Origin of the sequence: Marinimicrobium sp. C2-29, from assembly GCF_038419845.1 — a bacterium.
GTDB lineage: Bacteria > Pseudomonadota > Gammaproteobacteria > Pseudomonadales > Cellvibrionaceae > Marinimicrobium.
Window position 1 is genome coordinate 64,909 of record NZ_JBCAQT010000015.1, and the last position, 19,493, is coordinate 84,401.

The 19,493-nt window shown below is 59.9% G+C and carries 13 protein-coding genes; 6 read left to right on the plus strand and 7 right to left on the minus strand.

The window, feature by feature from the left end:
* Positions 1-24: 24 nt before the first annotated feature.
* Positions 25-2,175 (plus strand): glycoside hydrolase family 16 protein, encoded by a 2,151-nt coding sequence (locus AAE484_RS14670; protein WP_341939169.1) that lies wholly within the window; start codon positions 25-27, stop codon positions 2,173-2,175.
* A 124-nt stretch (positions 2,176-2,299) separates the two neighbouring features.
* Positions 2,300-4,204 (plus strand): DUF5060 domain-containing protein, encoded by a 1,905-nt coding sequence (locus tag AAE484_RS14675; RefSeq protein ID WP_341939170.1) that lies wholly within the window; start codon positions 2,300-2,302, stop codon positions 4,202-4,204.
* Between the two features lie 139 nt (positions 4,205-4,343).
* Here the strand turns inward: AAE484_RS14675 and AAE484_RS14680 are convergent, their stop codons facing one another.
* Entirely contained in the window at positions 4,344-5,207 is an 864-nt protein-coding gene (locus AAE484_RS14680; RefSeq protein ID WP_341939171.1) for a helix-turn-helix domain-containing protein, read from the minus strand.
* A gap of 343 nt (positions 5,208-5,550) precedes the next feature.
* Positions 5,551-6,705: an AraC family transcriptional regulator gene (locus AAE484_RS14685; RefSeq protein ID WP_341939172.1), complete on the minus strand. Its 1,155-nt coding sequence runs from the start codon at positions 6,703-6,705 to the stop codon at positions 5,551-5,553.
* 219 nt (positions 6,706-6,924) lie between these two features.
* On the opposite strand from AAE484_RS14685, the gene AAE484_RS14690 reads away from it, so the two are divergent.
* Together AAE484_RS14690 and AAE484_RS14695 are read left to right on the plus strand one after the other, a co-directional pair.
* Entirely contained in the window at positions 6,925-8,829 is a 1,905-nt protein-coding gene (locus tag AAE484_RS14690; RefSeq protein WP_341939173.1) for a glycoside hydrolase family 9 protein, read from the plus strand.
* A 49-nt stretch (positions 8,830-8,878) separates the two neighbouring features.
* Positions 8,879-9,832, plus strand: a complete 954-nt coding sequence (locus tag AAE484_RS14695; protein WP_341939174.1) for an alpha/beta hydrolase — start codon at positions 8,879-8,881, stop codon at positions 9,830-9,832.
* Positions 9,833-9,843: 11 nt separating this feature from the next.
* Here AAE484_RS14695 and serA read toward each other — a convergent pair whose 3' ends face one another.
* Positions 9,844-11,073, minus strand: coding sequence for a phosphoglycerate dehydrogenase (serA, locus tag AAE484_RS14700; RefSeq protein WP_341939175.1), 1,230 nt, complete (start codon positions 11,071-11,073; stop codon positions 9,844-9,846).
* A 99-nt stretch (positions 11,074-11,172) separates the two neighbouring features.
* Positions 11,173-11,904 carry a tRNA (N6-threonylcarbamoyladenosine(37)-N6)-methyltransferase TrmO gene (gene tsaA / locus AAE484_RS14705; protein WP_341939176.1) on the minus strand — a complete coding sequence of 244 codons (732 nt, stop codon included), beginning with the start codon at positions 11,902-11,904 and terminating at the stop codon, positions 11,173-11,175.
* 234 nt (positions 11,905-12,138) lie between these two features.
* Between tsaA and AAE484_RS14710 the strand changes: the two genes are divergently transcribed.
* A complete protein-coding gene (locus tag AAE484_RS14710) occupies positions 12,139-13,227 on the plus strand; it encodes an endonuclease/exonuclease/phosphatase family protein (RefSeq protein ID WP_341939177.1) in 1,089 nt (362 codons plus the stop codon).
* A gap of 7 nt (positions 13,228-13,234) precedes the next feature.
* Here AAE484_RS14710 and AAE484_RS14715 read toward each other — a convergent pair whose 3' ends face one another.
* Entirely contained in the window at positions 13,235-15,625 is a 2,391-nt protein-coding gene (locus AAE484_RS14715) for a response regulator (RefSeq protein ID WP_341939178.1), read from the minus strand.
* A gap of 252 nt (positions 15,626-15,877) precedes the next feature.
* Between AAE484_RS14715 and AAE484_RS14720 the strand changes: the two genes are divergently transcribed.
* Positions 15,878-16,051: a DUF6435 family protein gene (locus AAE484_RS14720; RefSeq protein ID WP_341939179.1), complete on the plus strand. Its 174-nt coding sequence runs from the start codon at positions 15,878-15,880 to the stop codon at positions 16,049-16,051.
* 7 nt (positions 16,052-16,058) lie between these two features.
* Here AAE484_RS14720 and hemW read toward each other — a convergent pair whose 3' ends face one another.
* Positions 16,059-17,282: a radical SAM family heme chaperone HemW gene (gene hemW / locus AAE484_RS14725; RefSeq protein WP_341939180.1), complete on the minus strand. Its 1,224-nt coding sequence runs from the start codon at positions 17,280-17,282 to the stop codon at positions 16,059-16,061.
* Positions 17,283-17,388: 106 nt separating this feature from the next.
* Entirely contained in the window at positions 17,389-19,416 is a 2,028-nt protein-coding gene (locus AAE484_RS14730; protein ID WP_341939182.1) for an alpha/beta hydrolase family protein, read from the minus strand.
* Positions 19,417-19,493: the final 77 nt, after the last annotated feature.

The window sequence follows — 19,493 nt, forward strand, 5'->3', positions numbered from 1 at the left end:
TCTAATGACAATAAAGAGGTGTTTATGAAAACAGTGAACTACCCAGTAATCGGCTTGGGTATGGTGCTGCTTGCGGCAGGTTGTGGCAGCGACTCGGACGATTCCCCGAATAATTCCAGCAGTAGTGTCAGTTCCTCCAGCTCTTCATCCAGCAGTGACAGCTCAAGCAGCGCTCCGGGCGCACTCAGTGAAGACTGGACCCTGGTCTGGAGTGACGAGTTTGATGGCGATTCGATCAATACCGACAACTGGTCTCACGAGGTGAACTGCGCTGGAGGCGGCAACAATGAGTTGCAATGCTACACCGCGCGGGAAGAGAACAGCTACGTCGAAGACGGGCATCTGCACATTGTCGCCCGTCAGGAAAGCTTCAGCGGTCCCGGCGTCTTTGATGATGACCCGGCTTACAACCCGGATGATGCCTCGGTCACCCGTGACTATACCTCCGCCCGTCTGCGCACCAAAAACAAGGCGGACTGGCAATACGGTCGTATCGAAATCAACGCCAAAACGCCTCAGGGGCAGGGCCTGTGGCCCGCCATCTGGATGCTGCCTACCGAGAATGTCTACGGCGGTTGGCCGCTCAGTGGCGAGATCGATATCTTTGAGGCGGTGAATACCAACGCCAGTGGCGAAAACGAGATCCATGGCACCCTGCATTACGGCCGCCCCTGGCCCAACAACTTCTACAGTGGTGCCAGCTTTACACCGGCTGACCCTATATGGGATAACTTCCATACCTACGCCATTGAATGGGAAGAAGGTGAAATCCGTTGGTATGTGGACGACGTGCACTTCGCAACCCAAACCTCGGATGACTGGTTTACGCTTGCCTGGCAAGGGCAGGACGAAGGCTTCCAGACCGGTGATACGGCTTCGCCGTTCGATGAAATGTTTCACCTGGTTCTGAACGTCGCTGTGGGCGGCAACTGGCCCGGTGCTCCGGATGAGGCCACCAGCTTTCCGCAGGAAATGGTCGTGGATTACGTCCGCGTCTATGAGTGCAGTGTCGATCCCGATACCGGGAAAGGGTGTGCCTGGATTGATGAAGGCGCTGAGGATGTTCAGGGTACCGGCGGTACTCAGAGTGAGTTCACGTTTTATGAGGATGGTCCGGCGACACTGAACTTCTCCGTGTTTGATACCGAAGTCAGTAATACACTGGTACCCGCCCAGTGGGAGGAAACCGGTGGCAACCTGGTGGTGGATACGGCGCTGGAGCTCGATGCGCAAACGGTCTGGGATGTGCAGTTCAACGGCCTGAGCAACATCTTCCTGTTGTCGGGCGATATGAGTGGGGTCGATTATGTTGAGGATGGTCTGACCTTCTCCGTGAATGAAGAGCTCAGCGGCATCACGTTTGATATGCGGGTCATTGAGGCCAGTGAGGACGCGTCTCTTCTGGTCAAGCTGGACAGTACCTGGCCGAATGTCAGCTCCAGGGAAATCGACCTGCCCGATCCTGGCGTGTGGCAGAGTGTCTCAGTGCGGCTGTCTGATTTCGTTGCGCACACCGACCCGGCAGGATCCGTAAACTACAGCAATATAGTGGCACCTTTCGTTCTCGAGGCGGTCAGCGGTACAGCCCATGTTCAGCTGAACAATGTGCGACTGACCTGTTTCGGTGAATCCTGCGGCGTGAAGCCCAAACTCGACGGTACGGCTCCGGAAGGCACGGAAGCGGTTGACGTCTTTGTTGATGGTAGCCTGGCCGACACCTGGTCCGATCCTGGCGTAGACTTCTATGTTCAGGATGGCCAAAGCATCACCTCCACCCTTGTCAACGATGGTGAACGCGGCGATGTTCTGGAAGTGGCGTTTGGCGCTGGTGGCTTCGGAACCATGTTCATTCAGTCCTCCGATCCCCAGGATCTGAGTGCCTACGCCGGGGGTAACCTGGTGTTCGATCTCAAGGTGGTTAATGCCGGCAACAACAGCGATGGCTTTCTGGTGAAAGCCGATTGTATCTATCCCTGCACGTCGAATGAGTTGCCGGTGCCCCTGCAGAACGACGGTGAATGGCATACGGTGAGCGTATCCATCGCCGATCTGACCTCGGGCTCGGGCTTCATCATGAGCCGTGTGAACACGCCTTTCAGCCTGTGGCCAGTGGCGGAGCAACAAAGCAATGTCGCCTTCCGGCTCGATAATATTCGCTGGGAACTGGCCGAGTAGCAGCGAACGCTGCGTTCACCAAAAAAGCCGCTCTTCGGGAGCGGCTTTTTGCTGGCCTTGGACGTTTGTCAGCCGACCCTACCGGTAGGCTAAAACAAAATGATATAAATACATTGGAGGCAATATGATCGGTCACTACCTGACACGCAGTACTCGATGCCTGGCCATTGGGACATGCATTCTGGGGTTGGGCTTGCTCGTCGGCTGCTCGGATAACAATCAGGAGCAACCGCCAGCCACTACCGGGAACAACCCGGCCGCAAGCACCGCCAGCGATTTTCCTGTCCATAAACAATGGCACAGTGTCACCCTCAATTTTGAAGGGCCCGAAACCTCTGAGCAGGACGCGGACAACCCCTTTCTGAACTACCGCCTCATCGTCACCTTTACCCATGACGGCCAGGAATATCCCGTGCGTGGCTACTATGCCGCCGATGGACAGGCGGAAGCCAGTGGCGCCGATGCGGGCAATATCTGGCAGGTGAAGTTCAGAGCCCCGGAGACCGGCGAGTGGCAGTACCGCGCCCGACTTGAGCGGGGTGATGAAATCGCGCTCGGCTCAGGGTCCGGTGACCGCGTGCCACTCAACAACGCCACCGGCCAATTTATGATTGAAGCCAGCGACAAGAAAGCGCCGGACTTTCGCGCGCTGGGCCGGCTCTCGGTGAACAATGGCTATTTTTACTTCCCCGGTACCGACCAGTACTGGCTCAAGGGCGGTACTAACAGCCCGGAGAACTTTCTCGCCTACGAAGGTTTTGATGGCACTTACCGGGTTGAAACGACGGCTCGCGAGGGGGAAGCGAGCGCTGACAGCGAACTGCATCATTACGAAGCGCATCGGCAAGACTGGCACTCGGGCGATCCCACCTTGCGAGAGGGCACCGGTAAGTCGATCTTTGGCGCTGTCAATTACCTCGCCGGGAAGGGCATGAATTCGCTGTATTTTCTGACGATGAACATTGAAGGCGACGGCAAAGATGTGTGGCCCTATTCCGGCCCGGAGGACTTCACCCGTTTTGATGTGAGCAAACTGGCGCAATGGGAACAGCTGTTTCAACATATGCAGAACCGGGGCATTCTCATCCACCTGGTCACGCAGGAAACCGAAAATGAGAGGCTGCTGGATGACGGTAATGTCGGCCCAATGCGCACCCTGTACTACCAGGAGCTGATCGCCCGCTTTGGCCACCATCTCGGGTTGATCTGGAATCTGGGCGAAGAGAACGGTTACGCTGAGTGGTCACCGCCGGCGCAAAACACCGAACAACGCAAAGCCATGATCCGCTTTTTTGAGCAGGCGGACCCCTACCAGAACCCGGTGGTCCTTCACACCCATGCGGAAGTGGGCACCCGTGAGCCCGTGGTTGAACCCCTGCTGGGCTTCGAGGGGCTGGACGGCCTGTCACTTCAGGCGCACGAACGGCGTCACGCCTATGAGGTGGTCATGAAGTGGAGAGAGCGCTCAACGCAGGCCGGTCAGCGCTGGCTGATCACCATGGATGAGATTGGTATGTGGCACACCGGGGCCGACACCGACGAAAATGATCCGGGCCACCCGAGCCTGCGCGGTGATGTGCTCTGGGGAACGCTGCTATCCGGGGCCGCCGGGGTGGAATGGTATTTCGGTGCCAAGGTCCCCCACAACGATCTGACCTCCGAGAACTGGCGTCTGCGGGACGAACTGTGGACTCTGACCCGGCACGCCATGGACTTTTTCCAGGATTACCTGCCCTGGTGGAAAATGGAGCCGGCACACGATCTGGTGCCTCAGGAGGGCGCTTTCTGTCTCGCCCAGAGCGGCGAAGTGTACGCCGTGTATTTCCCCAACGGCACGGAGCAGTATCAGATTGATCTGAGCGGACTGGGCACCGACTTCGAGGTTCATTGGTACAACCCGGTGTCCGGTGGCGACCTGATGTCGGGAAGCGTGTCCCGGGTGCAGGGCGGTGAGGTGGTCAATCTGGGAAATCCACCGAGCCGGGCCACAGAGGATTGGGTTGTTCTGCTGCGCAGCGCCGGACGCTAAGCAACAGCGGCAGCGGCAGCGGCCGCTGGGTCGAAGGGACACCTGTTCCACAGACCTGGCCTTGCGGTCGTTGCCCGCCCGGAGGACACTATCCTTCCCTCCAGACGGGCAATTGCCCCGGGCTTCAGTGCTTCCCCTGTTAGTGTTCGAGACCTTTCTCTTTACGGTATTCCGACGGGGATACCCCGGCGAGGCGTTTGAAGAAACGATGAAAAGCCGACTTACTGTTGAAGCCAGAGTCCAACAGAATATCCAGAATCGTTTTGTCGGCCATCTCTGGATCGGACAATAACCGTTTGGCCTCCTCCACCCGGTAAGAGTTAACATACTCAAAGAAGTTGGTGCCAAAGTGTTTGTTGATGACCGATGAAACGTCCTTGACCGGCAACTCCAGGTGCGCACCGAACTGCTCGATGTTCAGGTTGTGCTTCAGGTACACCTTGTCGACCTCCATGGCCTTGCGTACCCGGTCAATGGCCGAGTCGGAGGGTTTCTCCTCCGAGTGCGCTCGGGTTTCCTCGGGCCGGGTCGTCAGCAGCTGGTGGGCGTACACGAGACTGTAGGTAAACAGGCCGTTGATCAGAATGAAGGTAATGTAATTGTCGGCAACACCCAGATAGTTCGAAGTCTCCGGGGTGGTGTACCTCGCGAGTATGTGGACCATCGTGGTCCAACTCCAACTGACGAAAAAACCGAGGGTCAGCACATTCAGCCAGCGGGGCTCGGTATTGGAAAAATGTGAGTATTCGTCTTTGAGGGTGGCCTGATAGCGCTGTGCCAGAACAACGGCGGCAAACGAATAGGCCAGTGGCGTCAGCTTGGCGGCATCCCACAGCCGGGTCACCAGCGTTTCGGGCTGGGATTCGCCCATATTCCAGATGTGGCGCAGGTCATTGCTGTCGATCGTGAACGCCGCCATTACCAGAATGGTCAGCAGCGCCGGTAAGAGATGCAGTGCGTGTATGGGCTTGAGCGTAAAGTCGACCCTGTTAACTGGGCACATTTCAGGGGATTCGGTTCCGTTAACGCTGCGCAGATGGCCCGTAAACCGCGTATTGCGGTGACGGCCGCTTGCTTGTCTTTATGACCAGAATGGGTGTGTTCAGCGTGGGAAACGGCCCCCCCCCCTTCCGGGCCAAATAATGGTCACATAATATGTAAGGTTGTGCCTGGGTTGATGAAGACGCTGAGGATGTTTCAGGCTACCGGTGGCGTTCAGAATGAGTTCACGCTCTATGAGGATGGTCCGGCGACACTGAATTTCTCCGTGTTTGATACCTGGGTCAATAATACACTGGTGCCGGCCCTGGCCTCCTTGACCGCCGGGCGGGCAAGCTCCGCTGCTTTCAGTGCTTCGCCTGTTTGTGTTCGACACCTTTCTCTTTGCGGTATTCCGACGGCGACATACCGGCAAGGCGTTTGAAGAAACGATGAAAGGCCGACTTACTGTTGAAGCCCGAGTCCAGCAGAATGTCCAGAATGGTTTTGTCGGCCATCCCGGGGTCGGACAACAATCGCTTGGCTTCTTCTACCCGGTAAGAGTTAACAAACTCAAAGAAGTTGGTGCCAAAGTGTTTGTTGATGACCGATGAAACGTCCTTGACCGGCAACTCCAGGTGCGCACCGAACTGCTCGATGTTCAGGTTGTGCTTCAGGTACACCTTGTCGACCTCCATGGCCTTGCGTACCCGGTCAATGGCCGAGTCGGAGGGTTTCTCTTCGGAGTGCGCGCGGGTTTCCTCGGGCCGGGTTGTCAGCAGCTTGTGGGCGTACACGAGGCTGTAGGTAAACAGGCCGTTGATCAGGATGAAGGTAATGTAGTTGTCGGCAATACCCAGATAGTCCGCTGTCTCCGGAGTGGTGTACTTCGCGAGTATGTGGACCATGGTGGTCCAGCACCAGCTGGCGAAGAAGCCCAGAGTCAACACATTCAACCAGCGGGGCTCGGTATTGGAAAAATGTGAGTATTCGTCTTTGAGGGTGGCCTGATAGCGCTGTGCCAGAACAACGGCGGCAAACGAATAGGCCAGTGGCGTCAGCTTGGCGGCATCCCACAGCCGGGTCACCAGCGTTTCGGGCTGGGATTCGCCCATATTCCAGATGTGGCGCAGGTCATTGCTGTCGATCGCGAACGCCGCCATGACCAGAATGGTCAGCAGCGCCGGTAATAGGTGCAGTGCGTGTATGGGCTTGAGGGTAAAGTCGGCCTTGGTAATGGAGGTAACATAGAGGTAAAGCGCAGGGCCCTTGAGCATCAGCGCGGTCATCAGGAAATAGGGGATCCAGTAGTGATCGATGGTCGGAGAAATATGGACCTGGTCGTTCCAGAGTATAAGCGTGGTGGCCGAGGCCGTGGCGATCACCAGAAGGAAGGCGCTGAGAAGCCGACCGTAGAGTCGTTTTTCGGCCGGCATTGCGGCCTGAAGCAGTGCCAGCAGTATACTCTCGGCGACGGTCATCAGAAGAATGACGTCGTGAATGTTGAATATATAGTCTTTCATGAGGTCTCGGGGCCGTCGTATTATTCTGGTTAGTATACCCTGTTAACTGGGCACATTTCAGGGGTTTCGGTTCCGGTATCGCTGCGCAGACGGGCCGTAAACCGCGTATTGCGGTGACGGCCGGTTGTTTGTCTTTATGACCATAATGGGTATACTCAGCGTGGGAAACGGTCCCCTTTCTGGGCCAAATAATAATCACATAATATGTCAGGAGTTACCATGGTAAGTGCAATGACCCGGTCAATCTCCAAAGCCTGGGCGCTACTGGTCTCGGCCACCCTCTGCCTGTTTCTGGTGACCGGCTGCGGCTCATCCGGCAGCGACGCCGACGATATGGAAACACCATCCAACCCCACCGATGGTGAGCCCAATGAGGACGATAACAGCGACACTGAAGATGACAGTAACGCTGATGATGGCGAGGACCAGCAGGATCAAGAGGATTCGGAGAACGACGGCGAGCTGGCCGGTGGCATCCGCCTGAACCAACTTGGCTTTCTGCCGGACGGGCGCAAATGGGCGGTGATTCCCGATGTGGCGGCCGAAAACTTCAGTATCATCGACGCTCAGACCGATTCCGAGGTACACACCGGCGAGCTGAGTGCTGCGGCCAACTGGGCTCCGGCGGGCGAGTCGGTCAAGCTGGCGGATTTTTCCGCGCTGGTTGAGCCCGGCGAATACCGGGTCCGGATCGAAGGGGTGGATGACTCCCCGGTCTTTTCCGTGGACTCGGAAGTTTATACCGAGCTGAATGCCGCCGCGCTCAAGGCTTATTACTTCAACCGCGCCAGTATCGAACTGGAAGAAACCCACGCCGGTGATTACGCCCGTCCGCTGGGGCACCCGGATGATGTGGTCCGGATTCACTCCTCCGCTGAAGACGGATCGCGTTCCGCCGATGACGAAATATCCGCTCCCAGGGGCTGGTACGACGCCGGGGATTTTGGCAAGTATGTGGTCAACTCCGGCATCTCCACCTACACCCTGCTGGCGGCCTACGAGCATTTTCCCGACTATTACGCCGCCCGGGATGTGAATATTCCCGAAAGCGGAGACCAGTGGCCGGATATTCTGGATGAGGCCTTGTGGAACCTGGCCTGGATGCTGGATATGCAGGATGAGGATGGCGGCGTCTACCACAAGCTCACCACCCTGAACTTTGCCGGGGCGGTCATGCCCCATGAGGCTGACGCTCAGCGTTACGTGATTGGCAAGGGCACCTCGGCCACCTTGAACTTTGCCGCCGTGATGGCCCAGGGCAGCCGTATCTGGAAGGGCCTGGGCGAGGACGAACTGGCGGCACAGATGCTCTCGGCGGCGGAGTCAGCCTGGAGCTGGGCGGAGGCCAACCCGAACGAGGCCTTCACCAATCCCGATGACGTTTCGACCGGCGAGTACGGAGGCAACAATATTCCCTCCAACTTTGCCTGGGCGGCCGCCGAGCTTTATATCACCACCAATGATGACAGCTACTACGAGGCATTCGAGCAGCGGGGCATCGATATCTGGGTGCCCGGCTGGACCGACAGCCGCGGTCTGGCCTGGATGTCTCTGGCGTTCCATCGGGACAGTCTGACTGGTGCGGCCGATCTGACGCAGATCAACAATCGTATTACTGGCCTGGCGGACAGCCTGGCCAACAGCTGGTCCAGTTCCGCCTACCGGGTGCCCATGGGCACGGGTGACTTCTACTGGGGCAGCAACAGCAATGCCCTCAACCGGGCCATGATGCTCCTGCAGGGCTACCGGCTGTCCGGTGATGAGGATCACCGGGACGCGGCCCAGTCGCTGTTGGACTATATCCTGGGCCGCAATCCCACTGGCTACTCCTACGTGACCGGCTATGGTGACAAAACGCCGATGGACCCCCATCACCGTGCCTCCTACGCGGATGAGGTCGAGGCGCCGGTGCCGGGCTTTGTTGTGGGCGGGCCCAATACCGATTATCCGGCCGACTGCGAAAACCAGGGCAACGATTACCCGGCCGGGGACGACGCCATCGCCAAAGCCTACCTGGATGACTGGTGCAGCTATTCCACCAACGAGGTCACCATCAACTGGAATGCGCCGCTGGTGTATGTATCGGGCGCCTTACAGGCCTGGTCAACCCAGGGAGAGGATTAAGCGCCAAGCTTTGATAGACTGGGCTCATACGTGAGTAGGAGCCCAGTCTGTGACCCGACCCGATTTTTCCGACCTGCCCGAGGCGCTGCCGGAGCTGACCTTCGATCTTCAGAAAGACCTGGAGTCGCCGGTCAGTTCCGGTGTCCGCGCCTATCTCGATCATTATTTACTGCCTGTCGCGGAGGACACCCCGGGTGTACAGCGCGCACTGGGCCGCGTCTCGCTGGTGGGGTATGACATTCTGGTGCATTACTGGCGCCCCCCCGAGCCCAAGGGCACACTGATCATTGTGCACGGCTACTTCGATCACAGCGGGCTCTATGGCCAGGTGGTGCGTTTTGGCCTGGCTCACGGCCTGACGGTGCTCGCCTACGACCAGCCCGGTCACGGCCTGAGCTCGGGCGAGCGGCTGGCCATCGATGACTTTGATCGCTACGCCGATGTGCTGGCGGCGCTGTTGCGCCGGGCCGAGCCGGTGCTCTCCGGCCCCCGTTATACCCTGGGGCAGAGCATGGGCGGAGCGGTGCTGCTCAATCATCTGTGGCGGTACGGCTCGGAGCCGACCGGTCGCATTGCCCTCTGTGCGCCGCTGGTCTTGCCCCGGGCCTGGGGGCTGAGTAAGTGGTTACACACCCTGCTCAGACACTGGGTGAAACGCGTCCCCAGAGCCTTCAGCGACAGCTCCCACGACCCGGACTTCAACGAGTTTCTGGCCAGGCACGACGGCCTTCAGGACGCGTATGTCAGCGTGCAGTGGGTGGGAGCCATGCGCGCGTGGGATCAGAGATTTCGCGGCCTGCGCCCGAGGGAGGATGAGCTCTTGGTGGTGCAGGGTACTCGTGACGGCACGGTGGACTGGCGCTATAACCTGATGCAGATCCGGCGCAAGCTCCCCAATGTGAGGGTGGAAATGATTGAAGGGGCCCGGCATCAGCTGGTCAATGAGAGCGAGCCCTACCGGGCTCGCGTCTTCGCCGCTGTGGAGCGGTTTTTCTTCGGCTAGCCCGGGGCTCTTTAGAAGAGCACCCGGCAGCGGATGGTCCCTTCAATCTCGCGCAGTTTCTGCAGTACTTCCGGGCTGTAGGGCGAGTAGATATCCAGCACTACATACCCCACTTTCTCGTTGGTCTGCAGGTACTGGGCCGCGATGTTGATCTGATTGTCGGAGAAAATCCGGTTGATCGCCGACATCACGCCGGGCACGTTGGCGTGCACGTGCAGCAGACGGTGCGCATCGGGGTGGCCGGGCAGCGCCACTTCCGGGAAGTTGACCGAGCTGGTGCTGGTGCCGTTGTCCGAGTACATGATCAGCTTCTCGGCCACTTCGACGCCGATGTTCTGCTGGGCTTCCACGGTGGAGCCGCCAATGTGCGGGGTCAGGATCACATTGTCCAGGCCGCGCAGCGGAGTGACGAACTCATCATCGTTGCCTTTGGGTTCGACCGGGAAGACATCGATCGCGGCCCCGGCGAGTTTTTTCGCTCTGACCGATTCGGCCAGCGCCTCAATATCGATTACCGTTCCGCGCGAGGCGTTGATCAGGAAAGAGTCCGGCTTCATCTGCGCCAGCTCCTCGGCGCCGATCATGTTTCTGGTGGCCGCGGTCTCAGGCACATGCAGGCTGACGATGTCGGCGGTGTTGAGCAGCTCGTTCAGGCTGCGCACCTGACTGGCATTGCCCAAGGGTAGCTTGGACACCACGTCGTAAAAGCAGACCTTCATGCCCAGCGATTCGGCCAGGACACTCAACTGGCTGCCGATCGACCCGTATCCGACAATCCCCAGGGTTTTGCCGCGAATCTCGTAGGAGCCCGCCGCCGACTTCATCCAGCCACCGCGATGGCAGGCGAAGTTTTTCTCCGGAATGCCGCGCAGCATCAGGATGGCCTCGGCCAGCACCAGCTCGGCCACCGAGCGGGTGTTGGAGAAAGGCGCATTGAACACTGCGACGCCGTGCTCCTGCGCAGCGCTCAGGTCGACCTGATTGGTGCCGATGCAAAAGCAGCCGGCGGCAATCAGTTTGGGGGCGTTTTCAAACACGCGCCGGGTCAGCTGGGTGCGCGAGCGCAGACCGACAAAATGGGCATCGCGGATACGCTCGATCAATTCGTCTTCGGCCAGGGCGGTTTTCAGATAGTCGATATTGGTATAGCCGGCGGCGTTAAGCGTATCGATGGCGGACTGGTGTACACCCTCCATCAACAGAAACTTGATCTTGCTTTTGTCCAAAGACTTCTTGCTCATGAACGCGGTCACCTCAGCTGATTGGGTGGGCAAACGCCCTGCGGGGAGTGGTGGAAAAGGGCCGGCATCATACCATAAGTTGTCGCGCCGTTGGGTGCTTTAGCCCGACGGGGGCCGGCGTGGCGTCACCGCCGTGACCACCAACCGGTGCTCGCCCTCATCGGCCGGCTCATAGCGCCAGTGCACCTCGGCGTCCTTGAGCGTCATGCCGTAGCGCCGCTGCGGATCCGGCTTCTGGTACTGGGGCCGGGGGTCCTGCTGCAGAATCTGGCGGATCAGCGCTTCCCAATCCTGTCCCAAGCGTTCGGTCAGTGCCCGACACGCGGCTTGCGCCTCAGAAGAGAACACCACGGTGGCCCAGGTCGGGGCCGCCCCGGCAAACTGATTCTCCGCTTCGGGAACCAGGTCGGTGTAGGGCACATAGGGTTTGATATCCAGCACCGGGGTGCCGTCCAGCAGATCAATCCCCGACAACTCCAGCCAGATCCGTCCCTGCCTCTGTGTCACGCCGTCAAATTTCACCACGGACAGCCCGATGGGATTGGGCCGCAGGGGCGAGCGCGTGGCGAAAACACCCAGGCTCCGGTTGCCGCCCAGACGTGGCGGTCGCACCCGGGGGCGCCACTGGTCACTGGGCGGGCGATGGAACACAAACTGCAGCCAGAGGTGGCTGCACTGCTCCAGCCCCTCCAGCGTCTGGGGATCATCGAAGGGCGGGAGCAACTCCAGTTGCCCCCGGGCGGCCGCTGCCAGCCCCGGCTGGCGGGGAATCCCGAACTTCTCGACAAAGCAGGAGTGAACAATACCAATGGCCTGGAATTCGAAGTTCATGTTGGCTCTCTGGGCTTAAGTTCTCTGGGGGAAGCTCTTCGGGGTGCGCTGAGTCATCGGCGAGCGCCTGACACTGTTCGGAGCGTCCTGTCTATCTGAATGGCCGTTATGGTGGCCGTTGGCGTCACAAAACGCAATCGTCTGCCTTCGGTCGCGCCGGGGTGAGAACGGGGCCGTTGCGGGTTCACGCGGGAAAGCATAGGCTGGATGTTGTCATCAGTGAGGGAGCCGTTCATGTGGATCAGTCTGTGGGTCGCCGCGACGCTGTTATTCGTGTTGAGCGCGTTGCCGCTGTGTCGTATCGAGGCTTGGTGGGTGCGCGGCCTGGACTTTCCGCGCCTGCAGCTCGCCCTGGTGGCGCTGTTGTTGTGGGGGCTGGAGCTTGCCCTGCTGGACTTTGGCCGCCTCGGGTCCTGGGCCTTGATGGGGCTCACGGTAGTGTGCCTGGGCTTTCAGGCCTGGTGGATCTGGCCCTACACGCGCCTGCATTCCAGGGAGGTCAAAACGGCCCGAAAGCACGACCCGGACAACCGGATTGCGATCATGACCGCCAATGTGCTCGCCTCCAACCGCCGCGCCGATGACCTGCTGGCACTGGTGCGCGAGCATCGGCCCGATATTCTGGTGACGCTGGAGTCCGACCACTGGTGGCAGAGCCAGCTGGATGCGCTTGAGCCGGACTATCCCCATACCATCAAATGCCCGCTGGATAACCTCTACGGGATGCACGTCTATTCGCGCTATCGACTCGACCAGCCGGAGATCCAGTTTCTGGTGCAGGAGGATGTGCCCTCGATGCACGCCGAAGTGGTGCTGCCCTCCGGGGCGAGGGTGGCGGTGCATTTTGTTCACCCGGCGCCCCCGAGCCCCACCGAAAACGACACCTCGTCCGAGCGCGACGCCGAGCTGTTGGTGGTCGGGCGCAGTGTGGCCGATCTGAAGGTGCCGGTGATTGTGACCGGGGACCTGAACGATGTGGCTTGGTCGAGCACGACGCGGCTGTTTCGCAAGATCAGCGGGTTGCTCGATCCGCGTATCGGGCGTGGCATGTTCAACAGCTTTCACGCCGGTTACCCCTTTGTCCGTTGGCCCCTGGATCATCTGTTTCACAGCGAGCATTTCGCGCTGGAGCAGCTGCGGCGGCTGCCCGCGTTTGGCTCCGATCACTTTCCCGTGTTTCTGAGCCTGATCTACCGTGGCGACCAGCGGAAGCAGGGGGGGCTGGAGGCGGATGCGGACGATCTGAACGAGGCCCGGGAGAAGATGGCCGACGAGTCGGTCTCCCCGGGCGAAGTGCACCACCCGGAGTCGGTGGGGGCGTGATTCTCGCTCACGAGCTCTTGGTCAAACCTGCTTTCTTTAGGGTCTGGTACAGCTTGGCCAGAGTGATCGGCTTGCCCAGATAGTGGTTCATGCCGCTGGCAAACACCTCCTCCCGATGCTCCTGCAGCGCGTGAGCGGTGAGCGCGATAATGGGCACGGCCGGTCTGTTGCGCTGGCGCTCGAACTCGCGGATGCTCCGGGTGGCCTCGAAGCCGTCCATTTCCGGCATTTCGCAATCCATCAGAATCAGGTCGAAGTCTTCCGCCCGAACGGCGTCGTAGGCCTCCATGCCGTCATCCACCAGTGTGGGCTCAATGCCCAGTTTGCCCAGCATGCCCTTGATCACCATACGGTTGACGCCATTGTCTTCGGCGACCAGGACTTTGAGGTGGGAAAACTGGGCGTAGTCGTGTTCCGGTAGCGCCGGAGTCTCGTCGGCCTCGCCCTGGTAGCCGAGCATGTTGGCCAGACGGCGGCGGAAGCTGCGCGCTGAAAAGGGTTTGTGCAGCACGCTGTGAATATCCAGCTCGGTCAGCGTTCGGGTATCGGATTTCAGATCACCGGCATTGAGCAGCAGGCGTGGAATGGCTTGCGCGGACGGCTCCGCCTTCAGTTTCTCCGCCAGGGACAGGCCGTCGGTATCATCGAGCTGGCTGCCGATGGCAATGGCGTCGATGGCCTTGTTTTCACCGTTCAGGGCGGCAAGACGCTGCAGCGCCGCTTCACTGGAGCTCACGCAATCCAGGGTCATGCCCCAGCGCTGGCAGTGCTGCTTGAGAAAATCGCACAGGCGCCGGCTCGGGTCGGCCAGCAACAGGCGCCGGCCGCGCATGACCTCCAGAGCTTTCTGTTCCTGTTGCAGGGCCAGGCGCGAATCGACGCGCTGGAAGCGGGCGGTAAACCAGAACTGGGCACCTTCCCCCTTCTGGCTGACCACCCCGATGGTGCCACCCATCAATTCCACCAGGCTTTTGCAGATGGCCAGCCCCAGCCCGGTACCGCCGTACTGACGGGTGGTGGAGCTGTCCTCCTGATTGAAAGAGTCGAACAGATTCTGCTGGGCCGTCCGGTCGATACCGATGCCGGTGTCCTGAATGGAAAACTTCAGAACCGCCTGCGCGTCGGTGCTGTCCGGGTCGAGAGTCACATCCAGAATGATATGGCCCTCAGAGGTAAACTTGAAGGCGTTGCTCAGCAGGTTGATCAGCACCTGCCGCAAACGGGTCGGGTCGCCTTTGACCTGCCGGGGCACATCCGGAGCGACGCCTCCCATCAGCTCGATATTGCGTTTGTTGGCGGTGGCACCAAACAGGCGCAGACAATCTTCGATGAGGTCTTCCAGGTCAAACGCCGCCACCTCCAGTTGCATCTTGCCGGCTTCAATCTTGGAGTAATCCAGAATGTCGTTGATGATGTCGAGCAGGGACTCACCCGAGCGGTGAATCACATCCAGGTAGTGTTTCTGGGTTTCATTGAGCGGTGTGTCGCGCAGCATGTCGAGCATGCCGATGACCCCGTTCATGGGAGTGCGGATCTCGTGGCTCATGGTGGCCAGAAACTGGCTTTTGGCCCGGTTGGCGTCTTCGGCGGCGAGCTTCTGACGCTGACTTTTGAGTTTCTCCTCTTTTTCGCTGAGCAGCGCCAGCTCGATCGCGTGCCGTTGCTCAATGTCCTCCAGCAGCGTTTCGCGCATGTGGTTGATGGCATCGGTCACATTGTCGAGCTCATCGGGCTTGTCATCCGGCTTGATGCGCTTCAACTTCAGCGGCATGGTCAGGTTATCGAGATGCAGCTGACGGGTGTAGTGCGCGATGGTCTCCATATGCCGGGTCAGCAGGGTGTACACCAGCCACAGAATGAAGAAGGAGATGATCAACGTCTTGGCGCCCTGAATACCGGCAATGAACAGGGTCCTCTGCCACAGGCGGTCGTAAATGTTGGTGAGGCTGGCGGTGATTCTCAGGGTGCCCAGTTCCTGCCGGGGTGTGCTCTCGTCCTGGTAGGTGAGCGGGTATTCCTTGATCAGGTACTGGTTGGGGTTGGCGGCCAGCGTCTCTTCGTCGACCGACTCCTGGCTGACCACCAGCGTCTGTACCGTGTCATTCCAGTCGCGCCAGACCACCTCGACCTGAACCACGTCCTCCACATCCAGGACACTGTCGATCTGGATGTTGAGCTGGTCCTGGTCAAACCCCCAGAGGCTTTTGGTGATGCTCGCCAGCGTGCTCACCCGAACCTGGTCAATGCGCTCTTCCAGAGCCGCCATATCGTCGTGAAAGCTCGAATACAGCTGCATCAGAATGGCGATCAGGGTAATCACCGAACTGCTGAGCAGAATCAGCCCCAGCAGGCGGGTGGAGATCGGGTTGTCGCGCGCGTAGCGGATAAGTTTGAGCATGGGATGCAGAATCGCCAGCCATCGGGCCCCAAGTGGTTTGTAGTCAGTGTAGCATCTCTCCGGGGGCTTGGCGCTTGAGTCAGGCCCGGGCTGTCTGCGCGATTGTTGGTCTTTTCTCGGCCCCGGAGCGTATAGTCGAGTAGACTGGCTGAGCCGGTGGTCGGGTAAGGAGTGCTCGCTCCGTCCGGTGCGGCATCAGCATACCGGCGGTCACTTGGCCGTCGTTTCGATAACCGGTGACGGGAAGGTCCCATGTTTGGTTGGTTTGGTTCAGATCCGCGCAAAAAGCGGCAAAAGGCTTACGAGAACAAGCTGCAGGAGGCGATGGTGGCGCAGCGCAGCGGCGACATCAAACGCTATTCTCTGCTGAGTGAAGAGGCCGACAAGATCTATCGCGAAATTCTGGAAATGGATAAACAGCAGTAGCGGCCCATCAGAACTGGGCGAGAACATCGTTGAGAAAACGCCGCCCCAGGTCGGTGGTCCTCAAGTGTGTCCGTTGATCGTCCACCAGGCCTTTGTCCCGCAGCGCCTGCCACTGGGGTTCCAGCGCCGATAACGGCAGACCGGTCCGCTCGGTGAAGGTGCCGGCGGCGACGCCGGCGTTCAGGCGCAGGGCGTTGAGCATGAAATCCAGTGGCAGAGCCTCGGCGCCCAGAAACTCCCGGCCAGCGACGAACGGATTGTGAGGCGTTTGACTCTCGTCCGACGCTTCGCTGGAAGCTATCCGGTCTGATTGATCTCCCGGGTCGCGTTTGTCCCGGCACTTGTTCAGATAGTGCTTGGGCAGGCGCGTTTTCCACAGGCGCATGATCTGGCCCGACTCGGGCCGGGTGATTTTACCGTGGGCGCCCGCCCCGATCCCCAGATAGTCGCCAAAGGTCCAATAGTTGAGGTTGTGCCGCGCCTGCTGGTTCGGGCGGGCATAGGCCGAGACCTCATATTGCTCGAAACCCGCCTCGGCCAGCTGCGCCTCCCCTCGCGACTGGATGTCGGCCAGGCTGTCTTCTTCCGGCAGTACCGGCGGTGAGTTGTAGAATTCGGTATTGGGCTCGATGGTCAGCTGGTACCAGGACAAGTGCTCCGGGGCCAGATCGATGGCCTGGGCCAGGTCGGCGTAGGCGTCCTCCGGCGTCTGCCCGGGCAGGCCGTGCATCAGGTCCAGATTGAGGTTGTCAAAACCGGCCTTGCGAGCCACCGCGACGGCCGCCAGCGCTTCGGCCCGGCCGTGAATGCGCCCCAGCCGGTGCAGCTGCTGCTCATTGAAGCTCTGGATACCGATGGACAGGCGGTTGACCCCCGCCGCGCGAAAGCCGCTGAAGCGCTCCTGCTCAAAGGTTCCCGGGTTGGCTTCGAGCGTGATTTCCGCCTCCGGCGCCAGACCGATGATCCGGTTCACATCCTCCAGGATCTGCCCGATGGCCTGCGCTGACAGCAGGCTCGGGGTCCCGCCACCGAAGAACACCGTCTGCAGCGGTCGCCCCTGCGCCAGAGGCCGGTCGTGCTCCAGGTCGGCGCGCAGGGCGGCCACATAGTCGGCTTCGGGCAGGGTGTCGTCGGCCTGGTGGGAGTTGAAATCACAGTAGGGGCATTTGCGCACGCACCAGGGGATATGGATGTAGAGCGAGAGCGGCGGTAGTGGCAGACTGGCGGTCATGGGTACTCGGCTGGTGAACAGAATCCACGCCACTATACCATGAGGGCCACCGGCATATGGAGGGCGCTCCCGATGGCCGGGAGCGACCCGATTGCGGCGACCGTCGTCATTCCTCCTGCTGTGCCAGCTCGGTGGGCGCGGCGAGGTGTTCGTCCAGAAATACCAACAGACTTTCCAGCATCTGCGCCTCGGCTTCCGGCGTGTCCAGGTTGTGGCCCGAGTCGTCGATTTTTTCAAACGTCACCGGTTTGCCGGCCTCTTTCAGGTTGTCGCGCATCAACTCCGCCTGCTGAATGGGCACGACTTTGTCGTCTTCGCCGTGAATCAACAGTACCGGTATCTGCATTTCGTTGGCGAAGTTGGCAGGCGAGTAGGCGGCGATGCGCTCGGGGGTAAAGTAGTCTCTGGCCATGGAGCGGGAGAAGTGGTCGATCACCCAGTGGTTGCTCCCATGCTCATCGAGTTCGTACTCCATCATGCTGGTCAGATCCGACACGCCATTGATGGAGGCCGAGCACCGGTAGATCTTGGGGGTGAAGGCGGCGCCCGCCAGGGCCGCGTAGCCGCCGTAGCTGGCACCGACGATGCAGACGCGCTCCGGGTCGGATATGCCCGCTTCACTCAAAAACGCGACCGCATCGCTCAGATCATCCTGCATCCCGCGGCCCCACTCACCGAGGCCGGCCGCCCAGTGGGCCTTGCCAAAGCCGGTGGAGCCCCGAAACTGGGGTTGAAGCACCGCATACCCATGTTCCGCCATGGCTTGCGCCCAGGCATTGAACGATTGTCGGTCGTAGGAGTGGGGACCGCCGTGGGGCATGATCACGGTGGGCATGTTGGACGGGGCTTCGGCGTAAGGCCGGGGAATGGTCAGCAGTGCCGGAATGGTCAGCTCGTCCCGTGCCTGGTAGTCAATCGCTAACACGGGGTGAACACTCTCGTCCGGAATATGGGGCCTGGCAGCGAACAGGTGGCCCAGCGGTTTGTCCCTCTGCGCCAGATAGTAATCACCTGCAGTGGTGTTGCCGGAGACCAGCAGGATGGCCCGTTGCCCGTCTTCGCTCCAGTCGACTAGGGAAACAGAGTGCTGGGGGAAGTCATCCTGCAGTGCTTTTACCCACTGGTTCATGGCCTCATCAAAGAAAAAGTACCGGGGCTGGAAGCCGCTGTAGGCAACTCCCTGAACCACTCCGCTCAGATCAGTATGCACGTTATCGATATCCGCATCGTCTCCTCCCACGCTCAACGCCTCGATCTTGCCATCATCCAGCGCGAGGGTGTAGTAGTTGGTAAGGCCGGTATCCCGGTTCTCGCGCAGCATGACCAGTGATTCCATGTCCGGTGTCAGGCCGCTGAACCACGCCCTTCTGAAAGTTGAATCGTCGGAATAGATGGCGCGCCAGCTTCGTCCCTCCGGTACCCAGATCGAATGGATGCGTGTCTCAGCGTCGTAGCGCTCCTGCGCCAGTACATCACCCTTCTGGTTCACGAAGAAATTTTTCGCGTCGCGATGTCCTTTGCTGTGAACGCGTGGCCGTCGCGGCGAGTCCAGGTCGACCCGCATCAGAGCGTAGTCGGGGCTGCGGTCGTGGCGCTCTCCGACATAGGCGGGCATGTAGGCGTGGGAGTTGTCGGCCGAGAGGCCAACGATCCGTCCCAGGCCGGACTGGCCCTTGAAGATCCCATCGCCGGGGGTCAGCAGCTGCTGCAGTTCGCCGGTTTTGGCGTTCAGGGAGAAAGCGGTACTCAGATCGAGTCGGCCCTCAAAGCCCAACAGTCTTCGGTCCTCTTCGACCACCCTCACAATCAGGTGGTCGTTGTTCACAAAATGGAGGCCGCTCGGCTTGCTGCTGGACACATCGGCTCCGGTTACCATCTTGCCCTCTTTGAGCGAGTAGACGATCACCAGGTCACGTTCGTCATTGCGGGCGCGAAAGCCGATCATTTCGCCATTGGGCGAAATGGTGATCATGCTGCGACTGCTCGGGATGCTGTATTTCTGGGCGGTGTCGATGGGCTTGGGTGTATCGGCCCAGAGTGTTGAGGGGCCTGCCATCAGTAGCAGTAAAAAGCCGACGAATCGGGCCGAATATGAGCTACAAAAGAGCCGGGGGGAGTGCGGATGCTTGTCCATGAGTCAATTCCATTGTCAGAGCCGTTTGAAGCCTGCCAGTTGACCGGTCTGTCCGCTGTTCCGCCGCCGTAGGGGTA